Origin of the sequence: Halobacterium salinarum DSM 3754 (genome assembly GCF_008124605.1) — an archaeon.
Classification (GTDB): domain Archaea; phylum Halobacteriota; class Halobacteria; order Halobacteriales; family Halobacteriaceae; genus Halobacterium; species Halobacterium salinarum.
Genome location: NZ_VRYN01000001.1, coordinates 536,608 through 552,822, shown reverse-complemented (window position 1 = coordinate 552,822; position 16,215 = coordinate 536,608). Strand labels below are relative to the sequence as shown.

General features: G+C 70.5%; 17 protein-coding genes. 8 read left to right on the top strand and 9 right to left on the bottom strand.

The genetic code is table 11. The features are described 5' to 3' along the window. Positions 1-7: 7 nt before the first annotated feature. From APQ99_RS02975 to APQ99_RS02960, 4 genes are read right to left on the bottom strand one after another with little or no spacing between them, the layout of a single operon-like run. On the bottom strand, positions 8-667 hold the full coding sequence (locus tag APQ99_RS02975; RefSeq protein ID WP_136361571.1) for a DUF7546 family protein: 660 nt from the start codon (positions 665-667) through the stop codon (positions 8-10). Then, positions 664-3,069, bottom strand: coding sequence for a heavy metal translocating P-type ATPase (locus tag APQ99_RS02970; RefSeq protein WP_136361570.1), 2,406 nt, complete (start codon positions 3,067-3,069; stop codon positions 664-666). The genes APQ99_RS02975 and APQ99_RS02970 overlap by 4 nt, the downstream gene beginning before the upstream one ends. 1 nt (position 3,070) lies before the next feature. Next, entirely contained in the window at positions 3,071-3,886 is an 816-nt protein-coding gene (locus APQ99_RS02965; protein ID WP_229373370.1) for a sulfite exporter TauE/SafE family protein, read from the bottom strand. A gap of 9 nt (positions 3,887-3,895) precedes the next feature. Continuing rightward, the gene (locus tag APQ99_RS02960) at positions 3,896-4,087 is read right to left on the bottom strand and encodes a hypothetical protein (RefSeq protein ID WP_010903630.1); all 192 of its coding nucleotides are present in this window, start codon (positions 4,085-4,087) and stop codon (positions 3,896-3,898) included. A 206-nt stretch (positions 4,088-4,293) separates the two neighbouring features. Here APQ99_RS02960 and APQ99_RS02955 point away from each other — a divergent pair, with 206 nt between their 5' ends. The 4 genes from APQ99_RS02955 to APQ99_RS02940 are packed head-to-tail and all read left to right on the top strand — an operon-like array spanning position 4,294 to position 8,424. Then, the gene (locus APQ99_RS02955) at positions 4,294-5,583 is read left to right on the top strand and encodes a halocyanin domain-containing protein (protein WP_136361569.1); all 1,290 of its coding nucleotides are present in this window, start codon (positions 4,294-4,296) and stop codon (positions 5,581-5,583) included. A gap of 5 nt (positions 5,584-5,588) precedes the next feature. Then, positions 5,589-6,131 carry a cytochrome c oxidase subunit II gene (locus APQ99_RS02950; RefSeq protein ID WP_049892532.1) on the top strand — a complete coding sequence of 181 codons (543 nt, stop codon included), beginning with the start codon at positions 5,589-5,591 and terminating at the stop codon, positions 6,129-6,131. After that, positions 6,128-7,825, top strand: a complete 1,698-nt coding sequence (locus APQ99_RS02945) for a b(o/a)3-type cytochrome-c oxidase subunit 1 (protein WP_136361568.1) — start codon at positions 6,128-6,130, stop codon at positions 7,823-7,825. The genes APQ99_RS02950 and APQ99_RS02945 overlap by 4 nt, the downstream gene beginning before the upstream one ends. Positions 7,826-7,848: 23 nt before the next feature. After that, positions 7,849-8,424 carry a hypothetical protein gene (locus tag APQ99_RS02940; protein WP_010903626.1) on the top strand — a complete coding sequence of 192 codons (576 nt, stop codon included), beginning with the start codon at positions 7,849-7,851 and terminating at the stop codon, positions 8,422-8,424. Positions 8,425-8,434: 10 nt separating this feature from the next. Here the strand turns inward: APQ99_RS02940 and ileS are convergent, their stop codons facing one another. Further along, positions 8,435-11,647 (bottom strand): isoleucine--tRNA ligase, encoded by a 3,213-nt coding sequence (gene ileS / locus APQ99_RS02935; RefSeq protein ID WP_136361567.1) that lies wholly within the window; start codon positions 11,645-11,647, stop codon positions 8,435-8,437. Between the two features lie 52 nt (positions 11,648-11,699). Further along, complete coding sequence (locus APQ99_RS02930) at positions 11,700-11,930, bottom strand: hypothetical protein (protein WP_010903624.1); 231 nt, start codon at positions 11,928-11,930, stop codon at positions 11,700-11,702. An 80-nt stretch (positions 11,931-12,010) separates the two neighbouring features. On the opposite strand from APQ99_RS02930, the gene APQ99_RS02925 reads away from it, so the two are divergent. Genes APQ99_RS02925 through APQ99_RS02915 form a run of 3 tightly spaced genes read left to right on the top strand, consistent with a single transcriptional unit; the run spans position 12,011 to position 13,497 of the window. Further along, a complete protein-coding gene (locus APQ99_RS02925) occupies positions 12,011-12,229 on the top strand; it encodes a DUF7860 family protein (protein ID WP_010903623.1) in 219 nt (72 codons plus the stop codon). Positions 12,230-12,276: 47 nt separating this feature from the next. Beyond that, on the top strand, positions 12,277-12,705 hold the full coding sequence (locus APQ99_RS02920) for an HIT family protein (RefSeq protein WP_010903622.1): 429 nt from the start codon (positions 12,277-12,279) through the stop codon (positions 12,703-12,705). A gap of 42 nt (positions 12,706-12,747) precedes the next feature. After that, positions 12,748-13,497, top strand: coding sequence for an AAA family ATPase (locus APQ99_RS02915; protein WP_136361566.1), 750 nt, complete (start codon positions 12,748-12,750; stop codon positions 13,495-13,497). On the opposite strand, the gene APQ99_RS02910 is transcribed toward APQ99_RS02915, so the two are convergent. Further along, complete coding sequence (locus tag APQ99_RS02910; RefSeq protein ID WP_136361565.1) at positions 13,468-13,998, bottom strand: DUF7858 family protein; 531 nt, start codon at positions 13,996-13,998, stop codon at positions 13,468-13,470. The two genes, APQ99_RS02915 and APQ99_RS02910, sit on opposite strands and share 30 nt — an antisense overlap. Before the next feature lie 171 nt (positions 13,999-14,169). On the opposite strand from APQ99_RS02910, the gene APQ99_RS02905 reads away from it, so the two are divergent. Next, entirely contained in the window at positions 14,170-15,033 is an 864-nt protein-coding gene (locus tag APQ99_RS02905) for a transcription initiation factor IIB (RefSeq protein WP_010903620.1), read from the top strand. Here the strand turns inward: APQ99_RS02905 and APQ99_RS02900 are convergent. Next, entirely contained in the window at positions 15,030-15,827 is a 798-nt protein-coding gene (locus APQ99_RS02900) for a DUF7856 family protein (RefSeq protein WP_136361564.1), read from the bottom strand. The genes APQ99_RS02905 and APQ99_RS02900 overlap by 4 nt on opposite strands. Continuing rightward, complete coding sequence (locus APQ99_RS02895) at positions 15,824-16,162, bottom strand: DUF7855 family protein (protein WP_010903618.1); 339 nt, start codon at positions 16,160-16,162, stop codon at positions 15,824-15,826. The genes APQ99_RS02900 and APQ99_RS02895 overlap by 4 nt, the downstream gene beginning before the upstream one ends. Positions 16,163-16,215: the final 53 nt, after the last annotated feature.

The following is a 16,215-nucleotide window of genomic DNA, read 5'->3' as shown; positions in this document are numbered from 1 at the left end:
CGCCCGCTCAGCGCAGCCACCGCCCCACGGTGGCGTCCGGCCGCCACGCGAGCAGCCCGACCGCGAGCACGAACACCGCCGTCGCGGCGTCGTACGACAGCGCCGACGCCGTGCCGACCGCGACCGCGCCGCCCGCGAGCGAGGACACGACCGCCGCGACCACCGGTAGCGTGCAGCTCACGCAGGTGAACACCCCGACGAGCCCGCCCACAAGCGACGCCTCGGCGTCGGCCAGCGTGGCGTACACGAGATACGCCAGCGCCAGATACCCCCCGATCCGGTAGGGGGCGGCGGCGACCCGCAGCGGGCCGACGTACCCCATCACCATCGGCCCCCACCCCGGCGGTAGCGCCCAGTGGACGGTCACGCCGCTGCCCGTCCCCACCGCCATGACGCCGCTGACGGCCGCCAGCCCGACGAAATACGCCGCGCCGGTCCCCGCGGCGAGCCAGCGCCGCCGCCGGCCGGCCGGCCCGGGCGAAACCCGCCAGACGGCGATCGCGCCGACGTTCAGCCACACGAACGGGTACAGGAGGTACCGGCTGCTGGTGACCGCCACCGGCACCGACGCCAGGTACGCCGCCAGCGCCGCGAGCTCAGCGAGCGTGAGCGCTGCGAGCACGCCGACCGTCTCGCGACGCGGCCGGGCCGTGAGCGCGCCGCTCACGGGCCAGCCACCCCGTCGTCCAGCAGCGAGCGCGTGGAGTTCCCGACGACCAGCAGACTCGACACCGTCATCGCGCCCGCCGCGAACAGCGGGTTCAACACGCCCGCAACCGCCAGCGGGACCGCGATGGCGTTGTAGCAGAACGCCCACGCGAGGTTCTGGCGAATGCGGCCGTTGGTCGCGTCCGTCAGCGCGAACACCCGTGGGACGGCCCCGAGGTCCTCGGTGGTCACGACGGCGTCGGCGGCGTCGGCGGCGAGCGCCGCGTGGTCCAGCGCCACCCCCAGATCGGCCGCCGCCAGCGCGGGCGCGTCGTTGACGCCGTCGCCCACCATCGCCACGGTCTCGCCGTCGGCCCGCAGCGACCGCACTGCCTCCGTTTTGCCCTCCGGCGGGACGCCCGCGAACACCGCCGCGATCGCGTCGTGGTCGCGGAACCGCGCGGCCGCTTCGGGGTCGTCGCCGGTCACAACCACCACGTCACGGCCGTCGGCGTCCAGGGCGGAGACAACGTCCGTCCACTCGTCGCGGGGCCGGTCGCCGGCCACCACGACCCCGCGGGCTTCGCCGTCCCACCCGACGAACACGGGCACGTTGCCGTTCGCCCGCGCGTCGCCGGCGCGCTCGGCGTACGCCTCGGGGACCCGCCAGTCGCGGTCGTCGAACAGCGCGCGGTTCCCGGCCACCACCCGGGGCGCGTCCGCCGCCGCGGCCGCTCCGTCGGGCCGAACCGCCAGGCTGCCGGCGACCCCGCGGCCGGGCACGCGCTCGAAGTCGTCGATGTCGCCGGCGGGCGTGGCGTCGTCGGTGATCGCGGCGGCCACCGGGTGGTCGGCGTACTGCTCGACGGCGGCCGCCCGCGCGAGCACGCCGTCGTCGCCGACGACGTCCCGCACGCGCATCTCGCCGGTGGTGAGCGTTCCCGTCTTGTCGAAGACCACCGTATCGACCGCCGGCGCGGCCTCGAACGCCGACACGTCCGTGACCACGACGCCACCGTCGAGTGCCTCCTGGACGCCACGAGCGACCGCCAGCGGGGTCGCCAGCCCGAGCGCGCATGGACACGACACCACGAGCACGGACAGCCCGACGAGCAACGCCTCGTTCGCCGCCGCGCCACCCGCGAGCAGGTGCCAGCCGCCGGCCACCCCCGCGAGCACAACCACCAGCGGCACGAACACCGCGGCGACGCGGTCGACGAGGCGCTGGACGCCCGGCCGCGCGCTCTGCACGTCCCAGAGCACGCGCACGACGCGGTCGAGCGTGCTCGCGGCGTCGTCGCCGACCGCGACGACGAGGCGGCCGTCGGTGACCACAGCCCCGCCGACGGCGTCGTCGCCCGGCGTCGCCCCGACGGGCGTCGACTCCCCGGTCACCAGCGACTCGTCGACGGTCGCCGACCCGGACGTGACGACGCCGTCGACGGGGATGCGCTCGCCGGTGCCGACCACCACTTCGTCGCCCGCCTGGAGCTCCTCGATGGCGACCGTCTCCGTGGTGCCGTCGGCGCGCCGGCGGGTGGCGTCGTCGACGCGCTCCTCGGTGAGGTCCGCCAGCCGGCCCGCAGCCGCGCGCTTCACCCGCCCCTCGTAGTAATCCCCGACGGTGACTGCAAGCACCACGACGATGGCGACGTCGAAGTACACCTCGCGGCCGCCGGTCAGGATCGTGGCCGTGCTGAAGACGTACGCCGCGCCCGCGGCGATCCCCACCAGCAGATCCATGTTCGGGTGGCCGGCGCGCAGGCTCACGTACGCCCCCCGGAACAGCGGGTAGCCGGTGTACGCCAACACCACGGTCGCCATCAGCCACACGTTCGCCAGCAGATAACTGCCCGCCAGCCCCCCGAGATCGAGCAGCTGGGCGGCCGACGGCACGTCCAGATACGCGGGGTACAGAAACAGGACGTACCACAGCATCGTCATCATCCCGAAAAAGCCCCCGACCAGCAGCCGCCCCACTTCCGACTCGTCGTCGTCGGCGGCGGCGTCGCCGTCGCGCTCGGTGGCGCTGTACCCCAGCCCGTCGACCGCCGCTCGGACGGCCTCGCGGTCGACCGTCTCGGGGTCGTAGGTGACTTTCAGCGTCTCCGTCGGGTAGCTCGCGGACGCCGCCCGCACACCCTCGGTGTCGGTCGCCTGGGCCTCCACGAACGCCTCGCAGGTCGCACAATGCATCCCCGACACGGAGAGAAACGCCGCCTCGCCGTCCACGTCCGTCGTGTCCGCGCCAGTGTCGAGGCTGTCGGCGGCCCCGGCGGCGTCCATGGCCGCCGGGTCTTCGAGCGTACGCGCGACCTCCATGCAGCCCCGACAGCAGAACGCGCCGTCGACGTCGTCTCCGCCGGTGACCGGCGGCTCCGGCGTGGGCAACCCACACAACGTGCAACTGTCTCGTGTCATGCTATGTTGGCAGCGGCGGCATCGGCAACGGCACCTGCGGGACCGGCCAGCCGAGCGCGGCCAACCCCTTCGCCAGCGGGATGGTGCCGGCGACCACGAACGCGACGCCGAGCGCGCGGTGGACCCGCCGCCGCGTCGTCGCGCTCACGGCGTCCACGGCGGTGCCGTACGCGAACAGCGTGGGGAACGTTCCGAGCCCCAGCGCGCCCAGCGCCGCCGCGCCCTCGACGGGGCTGGCGGTGGCAACGGCGTACACGTATCCCGGGTAGATCAGCGGGCACGGCAGCGCGCCGTGGGCAGCCCCCAACACCGCGATCCGGGGGCCGGTCGCCCAGTCGTCGACGTGGTCGGTGAGGCGGCCGGTGACGGCGCTGAACGCCCGTCCCAGCCCGGGCACCGCCCCCGCAGCCAGCCGCGACCCGCCGCCGGCCGCGTACCCCACGCCCGCGGCCACGATGGCCGCGCCGGCGACGACGCCGGCCACCCCCCGGACGAGGTGGGCCACCGCAAGCACCCCGCCGGCGTCCACGAGCACGCCCCCAACTGCACCCATGAGGCCGCCGACGGCCGCGTAGCTCACCGTGCGGCCGCCGTTGAACAGGGCGTGCTGGCGCAGCGCCCGCGTCGAGGGCCCTCGCTGGTCGTCGGTACCGATGCGGTCGGCGTACATCGTCACCAGCGGCCCACACATCCCCAGACAGTGTGCGCCCCCGAGCAGCCCAACCACGAAGAACACGACCACCCCCGCGTCGGGCGTGGCCGCCGCTCCGGTCTCGGCGATGCTGCCGGCGGACCAGCCCACGGCCGCGCCCGGCATGGTGTGCGGTCAGTGTGCGACGCCGTGCCCGGCGTCGTCGGCTTCCGCGGTCGAGAACATGTAGTACAGACACCCCGCGACGATGAGAACGTTCCCGAGCGCGACGGCCGCGATCGCTTTCTGTCCGGCCGCGTACAATGCCACCGGCACCAGCGATAACAGCGGCATCACGGTCGCAATAACCTGTGGTCGCACGTTCATACGCGCTCGTTGCCAGCGCTGCCCCTAAACGCTTTGACGAATTCCTACGCGCTTGGAATCACCGAGCGTTGCTAAAGGACACCTTCGAAATACGGGGACGTGGACGGACACGGGGAGGGCGGCCACGGTCCCACGGCTGCTGCCCGGTGCCAACGCACTCTCGTTGCCGCCTGTGGCGGTGACGGGACCAACGCGAGGTGCATACGATGACCAGACTAGATGACACAGCGCTCTCACGCCGCGGCGTCCTGCGCGCCGCTGCCGGCACTGCGACGGCGGTCGCGGCCGGCACGGCGGCGACCGGGGCGGCCGCGGCTCAAGCGTACGATGGATGGTTCTCCGGCGACGCCAAGGGCGGCGCCGTCGGCAACTACGACGGAACGACTGTTGACCGGACCGGCACTGACGAGGTCACGATCGACGTTGGGGTGGACGCCAACGGCGGCACGTACGGGTTCGGGCCGGCAGCCGTGCGGGTCGACCCGGGCACGACGGTGTCCTTCGAGTGGGTGTCGAACACGCACAACATCCTGATCGACGCCCAGCCCGACGGCGCCGACTGGGGCGGCCACGACCCCATCGAGAACACGGGGTTCACGCACACCCACACGTTCGACACCGAGGGCGTGTACACGTACTACTGTAACCCCCATCTCACGATGGGGATGAAAGGCGCGATCGTCGTCGGCGGCGACAGCGGCGGCGGCGGTGGCGGCGGCTCCGATCAGCCGACCGTCGCGGCCGACTACGGCGACTGGTTCACCAAAAGCGCCGACGGCGGCGCGACCGGGAACTACACCGGCGACACCACGGACAAAACCGGCACCGACGAGGTGACCGTCGAGGTCGGCGCTGACGCCAACGGCGGCACGTACGGGTTCGGGCCGGCAGCCGTGCGGGTCGATCCGGGCACGACGGTGACGTTCAAGTGGACCTCGAACACGCACAACGTGTTGGTCCAAGCCCAGCCCGACGGCGCCGACTGGGGCGGCCACGAACCCATCGAGAACGAGGGGTTCACCCACACGCATACGTTCGAGACGGCGGGCGTGTACACGTACTACTGCAACCCCCATCTCACGATGGGGATGAAAGGCGCTATCGTCGTCGGCGCGCCCCCGAGTGGCACCACTGGCGGTGGTGGCGGCGGGGCGGCCGGCAGCAGCGTCTCTCCGGCCAGCACCCTCTGGACAGCCGTGTTCGCCGGCGCGGTCGGGGTTGCGATGCTGGTCCCGGTTGCGGTGAGCTACTACCGGCGCACGCCCGCCCCGGACTCATCGGGGGCGTTCGACTACGAGCCGGGCGGCGACACGGACGACCAACCTGCGATCCCCGAGGCCGACGCCTTCGAACCCGACACCGAACTCGGGCACGACGAGTACGACCCGGTTGGAACGCTCTCCATCGTTGCGGTCTACTTCCTCATTCTCGTGGGGATGTGGGCGTTCACGTACTTCATCGAGTTCCTCGGGAACGGACCGACGATCATGGGGTGACTCACGTGAGGATTCACAGATTCGAAAAACTCTGGCTCGGCGCGGCGTTCGTACTCATCGTTGCGTTCATCGCAACCATCGTCTACGGCTCACTCGGCCCGGGCGTTGCGATGGTCGGCGACGACGGCGGCACAGTCAACCCGGACAACCCGACTGCCGCGGACAACTTCCGCGACCCCGGTGTCTACCAGGCCGACGACGACAGCTACGACGTGTACGTCGAAGCCAGACAGTTCGCGTTCTCTCCCGGGACGAGCGAGCCGATCCGCGTACCCGCCGACACGAACGTGACGTTCCACGTCACCAGCGGCGACGTCACCCATGGCTTCGAGCTGGTCGGCACGAACGTCAACACCATGGTGATCCCGGGGCAGGTCGCACAGCTCACGGTCAACTTCGACGAAGCCCGCACACACCACATCGTCTGCCACGAGTACTGTGGGCCAGCCCACCACGCCATGGAGGGCTCCATCGAAGTCGTCCCGCAGTCGGAGTTCACACCCCCACAGCAGGCGGCTGCCGACCAATCCGAGGTGACTGATACGTGACGTTCATCGACAAGTTCCCGACCGAAGCGAAGCTCGTCAGATGGCATTTCGGCGTTGGGTTCGTCGCGCTCGCCATCGGCGGCCTGTTTGGCCTCGTGCAAGCGCTCTACCGCACCGGGCACCTCCGGTCGCTGCTCCCGATCAACGCCGCCCAGTACTACACGGTGTTGACCGGCCACGGCGTGCTGCTGGCGCTCGTGTTCACCACGTTCCTGATCTGTGGGTTCTTCGTGTGGGCGGTCACACGCAGCCTCGACCGCCCGCTTTCGCACCCACGGCTCGTCTGGACGGGGTTCATCTCGATGGTCGTCGGCACCACGCTGGCCGCCATCACCATCCTCAACGGGTTCGCGCCGGAGCTGCCCTTTGGCTCCGCGAACGTGCTGTACACGTTCTATCCGCCGCTGCAAGCCCACCCCGCCTTCTACGTCGGGGCGGCGCTGCTCATCGTCGGCTCCTGGATCGTCGGCGCCGACTACTTCCTGACGTATCGCGCGTGGCGCGCGGACAACCCCGACAAGCGCATCCCACTCCAGACGTTCATGGTGCTCGCGACGTTCGTCATGTGGTATCTCTCCTCGGCCGGCGTGGCCGTCGAAGTCGTCGCGTTCCTGATCCCGTGGTCGATGGGGTGGATCAGCCAGGTCGACCCGCTGTTGACCCGCACGCTGTTCTGGTACTTCGGCCACCCCGTCGTCTACTTCTGGCTGCTGCCCGCCTACCTGGCGTGGTACACCATCCTCCCGAAGCTCGCCGGCGGCAAACTGTTCAGTGATCCGCTGGCACGCGTCGTCTTCGTGCTGTTCGTGTTGCTGTCGACGCCGGTCGGCTTCCACCACCAGTACACCGACCCCGGGATCGCTGAAGGGTTCAAATTCATCGCGATGACGAACACCTTCATGCTGCTGTTACCGTCGCTGCTGACCGCGTTCACGGTCGTGGCGTCCCTGGAACACGGCGCCCGCCAGCGCGGCGGCAGCGGCTACATCGGCTGGCTGCGCGCGCTCCCCTGGGGCAAGCCGTCGTTCTCGGCGATGGCGCTTGCCGGGCTCGTGTTCGCTGCCGGCGGGTTCTCCGGCATGATCAACGCCGGCATGAACATCAACTACCTCATCCACAACACCATCTGGGTGCCCGGCCACTTCCACCTCACCGTCGGCACCGCGTTCGCCCTGACCATGATGGGCGTCGCGTACTGGCTGGTCCCCCAGATCACCGGCAAACGCCTCCAACACCGGACGCTGGCGGCCATCCAGCCGTTCGTCTGGGTGATCGGCATGACGCTGATGTCGAACGCCATGCACCGCGGCGGCCTCGCCGGGCTGCCACGGCGCACCGCCAAGCCGCTGTTCCGCGGTGAGGGGGCGGCCCCCTTTGATCCGGTGGTCGGCACCATCAGCGAGATGCAACTCCAGATCGCGATCGGCGGCACGCTGCTGTTCGTCTCGCTGGCGCTGTTCCTGGCCGTGATGGTGGGCACGTGGCTGTCACGACCCGGCATGGGGCGGCTCTCGGTCAACGGTTCGATCCCGTCGGCGTTATCCGGCCCCGCCGACAGCCCCCGCATCCTCGACAACCTCAAGGTTTGGACGGCCATCGCGGTCGTCCTCGTGATCATCGCGTACGGGCTCCCGCTGTACGGCATGCTCGCCGACGGCGTTCTCGCCCCCGGCAGCCCCGGTTTCCCGGTGTAACCCACACACCCACCTGTTCACTCATGGCTGATTCAGACACCGACAACACCGACGACGGCGTCCCGCGTCGCTGGCTGATCCGCGCGCTCGTCGGCATCGGGTTCGGCATCCCGGTGGTCATCGAAGGCGGCACGCTCGTCGGCCTCCTCAAATCGGGGCTGTTCGGTGACGGTGACGGCGACGACGCCGCCACGATCACCGGCCCGACAGCAACCACCTCCGGGCCACCACCCGTCGGCACTGGCGACGACCTGTTGGCGGCGTCCGCCCGCAGCGCCACGCTCTCGGACGCCACCGTGCACGCCGCCACCGACGGCTGGCGGTTCGCACTCACGGTCGCCGTCGAAAACACCGGCGACCGACCCTACGAACTCCGGTTGGGCACCGTCACGACCCAGAACGGCAGCCGCGTGGACGGCACCGCGGCCACCGACCGGCTCGGCGTCGGCGAGTCAGCCACCCTGTCGGCGACGTACGCGCTGCCGGACGGCGAAACACCCGCGACGATGACCATCGTCGGCGTCGACTACGTCGACGGCGGCGGCGAACGGCTCACTCGCCACACGGTCCGGTTCGGCAACGTTCCGGTCAAACGGTAAGAGCGGCCGCCTACACCGCCTCGACTTCCAGGATCATCGTGGTTCCTTCCACGTCCCACTCCTCGCGGTGGCCGTCCTCGACCTCCCCGAGCTCCCGGGCGCGCGTCTCCTCTGTGATGAGGGGCTCGTGGCGCGCGACCAGCTCGCCTACGCGCTCGTCGAACACGAGCACGTCCAGGCGGATCTCGGCGTCCATCGCCAGGTCCATCTCCTTGCGCATCTCCTGGACGCGGCGCACGACCTCCCGAGCGTACCCCTCGCTCTCGACGTCCTCGTTCAACTCGGTGTCGACGTAGACCGTTCCCGCCGCCGTCTCCGTCTCGAACGCCGCGCCGGCGACGTGCTCGGGCGTTTCTTCGACGAACTCGACCATCTCCGTGGTCAACTCGATGTCGTCCCTCCCGAGGTCGGCGGCGACCTGCTCGGCGAGCGCGTCGATGTCCCTGTCGGTGACGTGGGCGTCGTTGAGCGCGTTCATCACCGCGCCGGCGTCGTCGCCGAACGCCGGCCCGAGCTCGCTCATGTCCGCGCGGGCGCTGTACGCCAGCTCGTCCCAGGCCGCCCCGGGTTCGACGACCTCGACCGCGCGCGTGTTGAGGCGGTCCGCGAGCAGGTCGCCGTGGGCGTCGAGCGCGTCCACGACGCTGTCCTCGGCGGCGTCCACGACGACGCGCGTGACCGGCCAGCGCAGCTTCCGGCCGGCCTGCTGGCGGGCGTGACTGCCCGCCTCCTCGGCGGCGCGCAGCACTGCCACGTCGGCCTCCAGGGCCGGCGCGCGCAGCGACTCCTCGACGGTCGGCCAGTCGGCCATATGCACCGTATCGTAGCCCCGATCGCCGGTGAGGTGGCTGTACAGCTCCTCGGTGACGAACGGCGCGTACGGCGCGAGCAGCGCCACGACTTCGAGCAGGACGCGCTGCATGGTGGCGTACGCTGCGGTCTTCGACGCCGACGCGTCGTCCTCCCACATGCGTTCGCGCACCACCTGGACGTAATACCGTGAAAGGTCTTCGACGACGAACTCCAGGACGGCGTCCAGCGCACGGTGTTGCTCGAAGTCCTCCCAGTGGGCGGTGGCGTCGGCTTTCACGTGCTGGAGCCGGGACAGCAGCCACTCGTCGACGGTCTCCAGGTCGGCGTCGGCGATCCCGACACCGGCGTCGTCGCCGCCGAACGCAGCCGGCACGTTGGCGTCGAAGTCGTCGAGCGCCATGTACGGGCGGGGGAACCGGAACACGTTCCAGAGGATGTTGAGGTCCCGCTGCATGTTCTCGGTCTCGTCCCACGAGAAGCTCATGTCGTCGCCCTGCGGGGTCACCGACAGCAGGAACATCCGCATGGGATCCGCGCCGTACTCGTCGATGACCTCGTTCGGTTCGATCGTGATGCCCTTGGATTTGGACATGCCGCGGCCGTCGGGCATGTTCGCGTAGCCGTGCATCAACACCTCCTCGTAGGGCACGTCGCCGAGCGCGGCGGTCCCCATGCCCAGTTGGCTCCAGAACCACCCGCGGGTCTGATCGTGGGCTTCCATGATGAGGTCGGCCGGCCACAGCTCGTCGAAGTCGTTCTCCTGCTCGGGGTAGTTCAGGGTGCCCCAGGACGCCACCGAGGAGTCAAGCCACACGTCGAAGACGTCCGGCACGCGCGTGTACTCGGTGCCATCCTCGGTGATCGTGATGTCGTCGACGGTCGGCTTGTGGAGGTCCACGGACGCGGGGTCGACGTCCTGGTCGGCGAGCGCCGCGAGCTCCTCGCGGGTGCCGACCACGAGCACGTCCTCGGCGTCGCCGCTCCAGTCCTCGGGCGTCCAGATGGGGACCGGAATCCCCCAGTAGCGCTGCCGGCTGACGTTCCAGTCCGGGGCGTTCTCCACGAAATCCCGGAACCGGTTGTCGCGCGCCCACTCGGGGTGCCACTCGGAGGTGTCCATGTTCGCCAGCAACTCGTCTTTGACGTCCGTGATCGTGATGAACCACTGGTCGGTGACGATCTGGATGATGCCGGTGTCACACCGCCAGCAGTGGCCGTAGCTGTGCTCGACGGTCTGGCTGGCGAGCATCGCGTCCCGCGCTTCGAGGTCCGCGATGATGTCGTCGTTGGCGTCCCGCACGAACGCCCCCGCGTACTTGCCTCCCGCGTCGGTGTAGACGCCGTCCTCGCCGACCGGACAGAACACCGGCAGGTCCAGCTCCGCCCCGCGCTCGAAGTCCTCCTCGCCGTGGCCGGGCGCGGAATGCACTAAGCCGGTGCGGTCGGCCTCCACCCAGTCGCCGTGGTAGACCTCGTGGGTGCCGTCGGCGTCGGTCGGGTTCGCCGGCACCGCGTCCGCCAGCGGTGGCGTGTACGACCACCCGATCAGGTCGCTGCCCGAGTGGTCGGCCACGACCTCGTGGTCACTGTAGCCGCCCGCCGACAGCACGTCCTCGACGCACTCCGACGCGACGTAGAGGACGTCCGTCTCGCCGTCCGGCGTCGTCGCACGCACCTGCTGGTAGTCGCCGTCCTCGTCGACGGCGACGAACTGGTTCGCGGGGATCGTCCACGGCGTCGTCGTCCACACCACCAGGCTGCCCTCGCGGTCGTCGAGGTCGAACCTGACGTAGATCGAGGGGTCGGTGACGTCCTCGTACTCCACTTCGTTGTTCGCGATGGCGGTCTCACAGCGCGGGCACTGGCTGATCGAGCGCTGTCCGCGCTCGACGAGGCCGTTGTCGTGGACCTCGCTGAACGCCCACCACGCCGCCTCCATGTACGACGGGTCGACGGTCTTGTAGGGGTTGTCCCAGTCCATCCAGACGCCGAAACTCTGGAAGTCCGACTGCAGCCCGTCGAGGTTGTCGTCGGCGAACCGCTTGCACTCCTCGATGAACGCCTCCTCGCCGAACTCCTGGATGTCCTTTTTCGACTCGAAGCCCAGCTGTTCCTCGACTTTCGTCTCGATCGGGAGGCCGTGCATGTCGTAGCCCGGCCGATCGGTTACGTCGTAGCCCTGCATCCGGTGGTAGCGGATGTAGGCGTCCTTCAGCGTCTTGTTCCAGGTGGTGCCCATGTGCGCCGCGCCGCTGGTGTACGGCGGGCCGTCAACGAAGAAGAACGTCTCCGCGTCGGCGCGATGATCCACCGTCTGCTCGTACGCGTCGACGGCCTCCCAGTACGAGAACACCCGCTCCTCGACGCCCGCGGGATCGTACTGGTCGGGCACGTCACCGAATCCACTCATACGGGTACCGTCCCGCTCGCACCTCAAAGAACAATCGGTTGTACAGTCCCGGTTACGACAGCTGCCCGGTGACGGCGTCGCGCACGACCTTCGCCCCGCCGATGACGCCCACTGCGCCCATCACGGCGAGCCACAGCCCGAACACCATGCTGCCGCCGTCGCCGGCCAGCGCCGTGGCGCTCTGTAGCTCCGCGAACAGCCCCCCACCGACCAGCGTCGTGCCCGCGAGCGTCAACAGCGGTGCGGTCACGAGGTCGAACAGCTCCGGCACGGATTCAATCATACACGCCGTGAGGAAGTTGCGCGTTGTATGCCTTCCGTTCGACACGGAAGACTTACCATCGGCCACGCCCCACCCCCGGTATGAGTAACACAGCGAACATCGACTACCCGGACCTCGCGAAGTACGGGACGGCGGCGAGCGCGGCGATGATCTGCGTCGGAGCGGCGGGCACGGTCCTCGGCTCCGGCGTGGTTTCCGGCTGGGAGGCGTCCATGCTGTTCGACCTGGAGATCCTCGGCGTGCTCGGCATCGTCGTCTGCCCGTTCCTGTTCGGCATCCTGCTGCCGCTGATCGAGTAACACCTCGCGTACGCACGCTTAAGAGGCTGCCGCGCGTCCGACCAGCCATGTCCGACGACTGCGTTTTCTGCCAGATCATCGCCGACGAGATCCCCGCCCGCGTCGTCCACGAGGACGCCGACACGCTGGCGTTCCTCGACGCCACGCCGATGGCGCCCGGCCACACGCTCGTCATCCCGAAAACCCACGCCGCCACGCTCGCGGACACGCCCGGCGACGACGCCACCGCGGTGTTCGAGACGCTGCACGCGCTCGCGCCCACGGTCGAAGCCGCGGTCGATGCCGACGCCACGACGATCGGGTTCAACAACGGCACGGCCGCCGGCCAGGAGGTCCCCCACGTCCACGGCCACATCATCCCGCGATTCGCCGACGACGACGGCGGCCCGCTGCACGTCGCCGCGGGCACCCGTCCGGACGTCTCCGACGCGGACCTCGACGCCACCGCCGCGGACATCACCGACCGCCTGGCCTGACCCCCGCTGACATTCTTATGCGATGGCGCGGCAGTCCCGACCGTGTCCGACTCACCAGCCAGGACGGCCGCACTGACCGCAACCGCCGGCGGCGCAGGTGCCACCCGGCTCGCCGTCGCCACGGGGGCTGTCCTCGCACGCACTGGCGCAAACGTCGCGGTTCTCGACGCCGCGTTCGCCACCCAAGGCCTCGCACAGCACGTTCCCGGCCGCATCACGACCGACGTCACGCGGGTCATCACCACAGACGCGGCCCCGGCGGCCGCCCGGTACGCCATCGCCCCGGACGCCGACGCCGCCCTCACGGCCTACCCCGCGTTCGCCGCCTTCGAGCGCATCGCCGCCGCGAAAACACCCGCGGCGGCCGCCCGCCTCGGCAGCGTCGTCGACACGCTCGCGGACGCACACGACTACGTGCTCGTCGACACCCCGCCGATCGCCGCCAACCAGGCGGTCGCCGCCGTCACGGCCACCGACGCCGTCGTCGCGGTCGTTCCGCCCGGTGACCGCGGCGTCGACACCCTCCAGCGTGCCCGCGGTCGGCTCGCCGACATCGGCACTGACTGCACCCACGTCGTCGCCAACCGCGCCGCCGACACACCGCGGGCGGCCACACACGCGGTGCCGACTCACGCCACCACCGGCGTCCCCGACACACCAGTCCCGCTTTCGGGCACCGGCGCGTTCACCGCCGCGGTTGCCGCCCTCGCCGACGCCGTCTTCGACACCGCGGTCGCCGCGTCGCTTTCCACCGGGTCGGTCCTAGACGCCGTCCACGCCCGCCTCACCTGATCCCGGCAGCGTCGCCGCCAGCGCGTCCCGTTTTGCCACCATCGCGTCCTGCTGGGGGGACAGTGCGCTCACCACCACGTCCGCAGCGCCGGGCAGGCTGTCGTGGGTCATGATGTACGCGGCCAGCATGCATTCGCGTTCGGTTCCGTCGGCCGCCGCCACCGCATCGACCCGCGTTCGTTGCCCCTTGAGCCACGCCGCCACCGGCTCGCGCTGTCGCTCCGATAGCGGCATCACGTCGTCGAAGCCAAGCAGATGCAGGCATTTCGCCACCGTCGTCGGCGGGACGCCGACGGCGTCGCTCACTGCCTGCTCGCCGGCGCCACTGGCGTGTTGCTTGGCGACGGCCGCCGCCTGCGCCGCCGTACACGGCAGCCGGTCGGCGTACGTCCCCAATCGGTCGGCCAGCGGTGCCCGCGTGTGGTCCACGCTCGCCACCCCACGTTCCCGCTGCTGTGTGGTTGTCGTCGTGATGCCGTCGGCGATCTCCGCCAATCCCATGGACCGCGATGGCACCCCACTCGAACGTAAATGTACGCACTCGCTGCCGCCACAGCCCCCGCCGAGCCCAGCGAACGTATCGACTATCCACCCGTTCGCGCCCGTCTCGCCCCGTCTCGACGCTCGCTCGCCGGTGCTTACACACTCCTCTGGCCCCTACGCACACACGCAATGCAGCATCCACACCGCTGCCCTGAATGCGACGGCACCATCCGCGAAACCGACACCGAACACGTCTGTGCCGACTGCGGGCTCGTCGTCACGGACGCGCCCATCGACCACGGGCCCGAGTGGCGGACGTTCTCCGACGACCCCGACCACGCACCCGAGCGCACCGGCGCGCCGCTCACCCGCTCCCGCCACGACCGCGGCCTCTCGACCGAGATCGGCTACAGCGCACGGCTCACGGGCCGCAAACGCCGCAAGTTCGCACGGCTCCGCCGTCAACACAAGCGCGCCACGATCCCCTCGAAAGCCGACTACAACCGGATCTACGGGTTCACGGAGATCCGCCGCCTCATCGGCACGTTCGGCATCGGCACCGGGCTCCGCGACCAGGCCTGCACGCTGTTCGCGTCCGCCCAAACGGCGGGCCTGCTCCACGGCCGCACCATCGAGGGGTTCGCGGCCGCCGGCGTCTACGCCACCTGTCGGACCAACGGGGTCACCCGCACCCTCGACGAAATCGCCGCCGCCGCCCGCGCCACCCGCCCCGAACTCACCACCGCCTACGACGCCATGAACCGTGATCTCGGGCTGCCGACCGGCCCCATCGACCCCCGCGAATACCTCCCACGATACGCCGACGCCCTCTCCCTGCCGGCCCGCATCGAGCGCCAGGCCCGCGAACTCGTCGCCGCACTCGAAACCGACGGCCTGGTCGCCGGCCGAAACCCCAGCGGCGTCGCCGCCGGCTGCCTCTACACCGCCGCAACCGAGACCGACCACGCCGTCACGCAGTCGGCCGCCGCGGCCGTCGCCGACGTCACCCCGGTGACGCTGCGCGCGACCTACCAGAACCTCACTGACGCCTAATCAGCCACCACCACGACCGGCGCATCCAGCGCCGCACTCGCCGCCAGCGCGTCCGCGCACACCGCCGCGCTCACAACCAGGGGTGCGCCCGGCGCGGCCAGCCTGGCGATCGCGGCCGCGCCAGCCCACGGCGGCCCGCTGAACCGCCGTGGGGGCTGTGACGGCGGGACGCTCGCCGGCACCGCCAGCGCGTCCATCGCCCGCCGAAACCGGTCACTCCAGCGCGCTACCAGCGCGTCCCGGGCGGCCTGCTCCAGGTTCGCCCGCCGGTCTTCGAGGCTGAGCCGGCGGCGGGCGTCCGCCCACGCGGCCTGCGCCCGCCGCAACCGCTCTTTGGCGGCGTGCCACTCCGTCTCCACTGCCGTCAGCGCCCTGGTCACGGCCACCACCGGCTCCCCATCCCCCGGCTGGGTCCGCCCTTGGACCCGTGCCGCACGCTCGCGCATGTGACCGACCGCCACCTCAGCCGCCGCGACCCGTTCCCGCGCCGCCGCCAGATCCACGTCCGGTGTCGACAACCCCGCGAGCTGTCTTGTCACCGCCGCCAGCTCGTCGTCGTGTGTCGTCCGCGCGCCCCGACTCCGCGCCGCCGCCGCCAGTGCCACTCCCACCCGCAGCGTCGTCCCCTCGCACAGCACGCCCACGTGCTCGTGGACCGCGGCCGGCCGCTGTCCGCGCACACGGCCGTCATCGGGGTCGGTGATCGCCGCCACCACCGCCGACGCGGGCACGCCCTCGTTCCGGAGGTCGACGGCGCGCCCGCGCCGCACGCGCTCGCCGAACGCCACCCTCATAGCGGCACGCCACGCAACCCCTCGGGATCCGGATGCTCGGTCCCCGACGCGAACTTCCGATACGGTGTGCTCCGCGACGCCCGGCCCTCGTACGCCTCCGCAGCGGTCCTGATCCGCTCGGGCACCTCCCTGAACTCGTTGAACGGTGCCGTCTGCTTGACGGCCACGTGGCCGCCGTGTCGCGCCCGCAGCCGCAACACCTGCAACGCGCTGAACTCCGTCTCCCGGAACAGCACAGCCCGCCCGAACCGGTCCACGACACACCCCGGATGGGCGTCACAGGTGTTCCACAACTGCCGGCGAGCCGCCCGCGAATACGCCACTGCTAACAACATTACGTTGACATTCCAACGCACTCAAAAAAGGCGTTCCGGTTCGAACAACCCCC

Bases quoted from the DNA above. Each gene is read 5' to 3' on its own strand.
- APQ99_RS02930 (WP_010903624.1), bottom strand. From the start codon at position 11,930: ATGATTGAATCCGTGCCGGAGCTGTTCGACCTCGTGACCGCACCGCTG.
- APQ99_RS02925 (WP_010903623.1), top strand. From the start codon at position 12,011: ATGAGTAACACAGCGAACATCGACTACCCGGACCTCGCGAAGTACGGG.
- APQ99_RS02965 (WP_229373370.1), bottom strand. From the start codon at position 3,886: ATGCCGGGCGCGGCCGTGGGCTGGTCCGCCGGCAGCATCGCCGAGACC.
- APQ99_RS02955 (WP_136361569.1), top strand. From the start codon at position 4,294: ATGACCAGACTAGATGACACAGCGCTCTCACGCCGCGGCGTCCTGCGC.
- APQ99_RS02960 (WP_010903630.1), bottom strand. From the start codon at position 4,087: ATGAACGTGCGACCACAGGTTATTGCGACCGTGATGCCGCTGTTATCG.
- APQ99_RS02905 (WP_010903620.1), top strand. From the start codon at position 14,170: ATGCAGCATCCACACCGCTGCCCTGAATGCGACGGCACCATCCGCGAA.
- APQ99_RS02910 (WP_136361565.1), bottom strand. From the start codon at position 13,998: ATGGGATTGGCGGAGATCGCCGACGGCATCACGACGACAACCACACAG.
- APQ99_RS02920 (WP_010903622.1), top strand. From the start codon at position 12,277: ATGTCCGACGACTGCGTTTTCTGCCAGATCATCGCCGACGAGATCCCC.
- APQ99_RS02895 (WP_010903618.1), bottom strand. From the start codon at position 16,162: ATGTTGTTAGCAGTGGCGTATTCGCGGGCGGCTCGCCGGCAGTTGTGG.
- ileS (WP_136361567.1), bottom strand. From the start codon at position 11,647: ATGAGTGGATTCGGTGACGTGCCCGACCAGTACGATCCCGCGGGCGTC.
- APQ99_RS02940 (WP_010903626.1), top strand. From the start codon at position 7,849: ATGGCTGATTCAGACACCGACAACACCGACGACGGCGTCCCGCGTCGC.
- APQ99_RS02970 (WP_136361570.1), bottom strand. From the start codon at position 3,069: ATGACACGAGACAGTTGCACGTTGTGTGGGTTGCCCACGCCGGAGCCG.
- APQ99_RS02900 (WP_136361564.1), bottom strand. From the start codon at position 15,827: ATGAGGGTGGCGTTCGGCGAGCGCGTGCGGCGCGGGCGCGCCGTCGAC.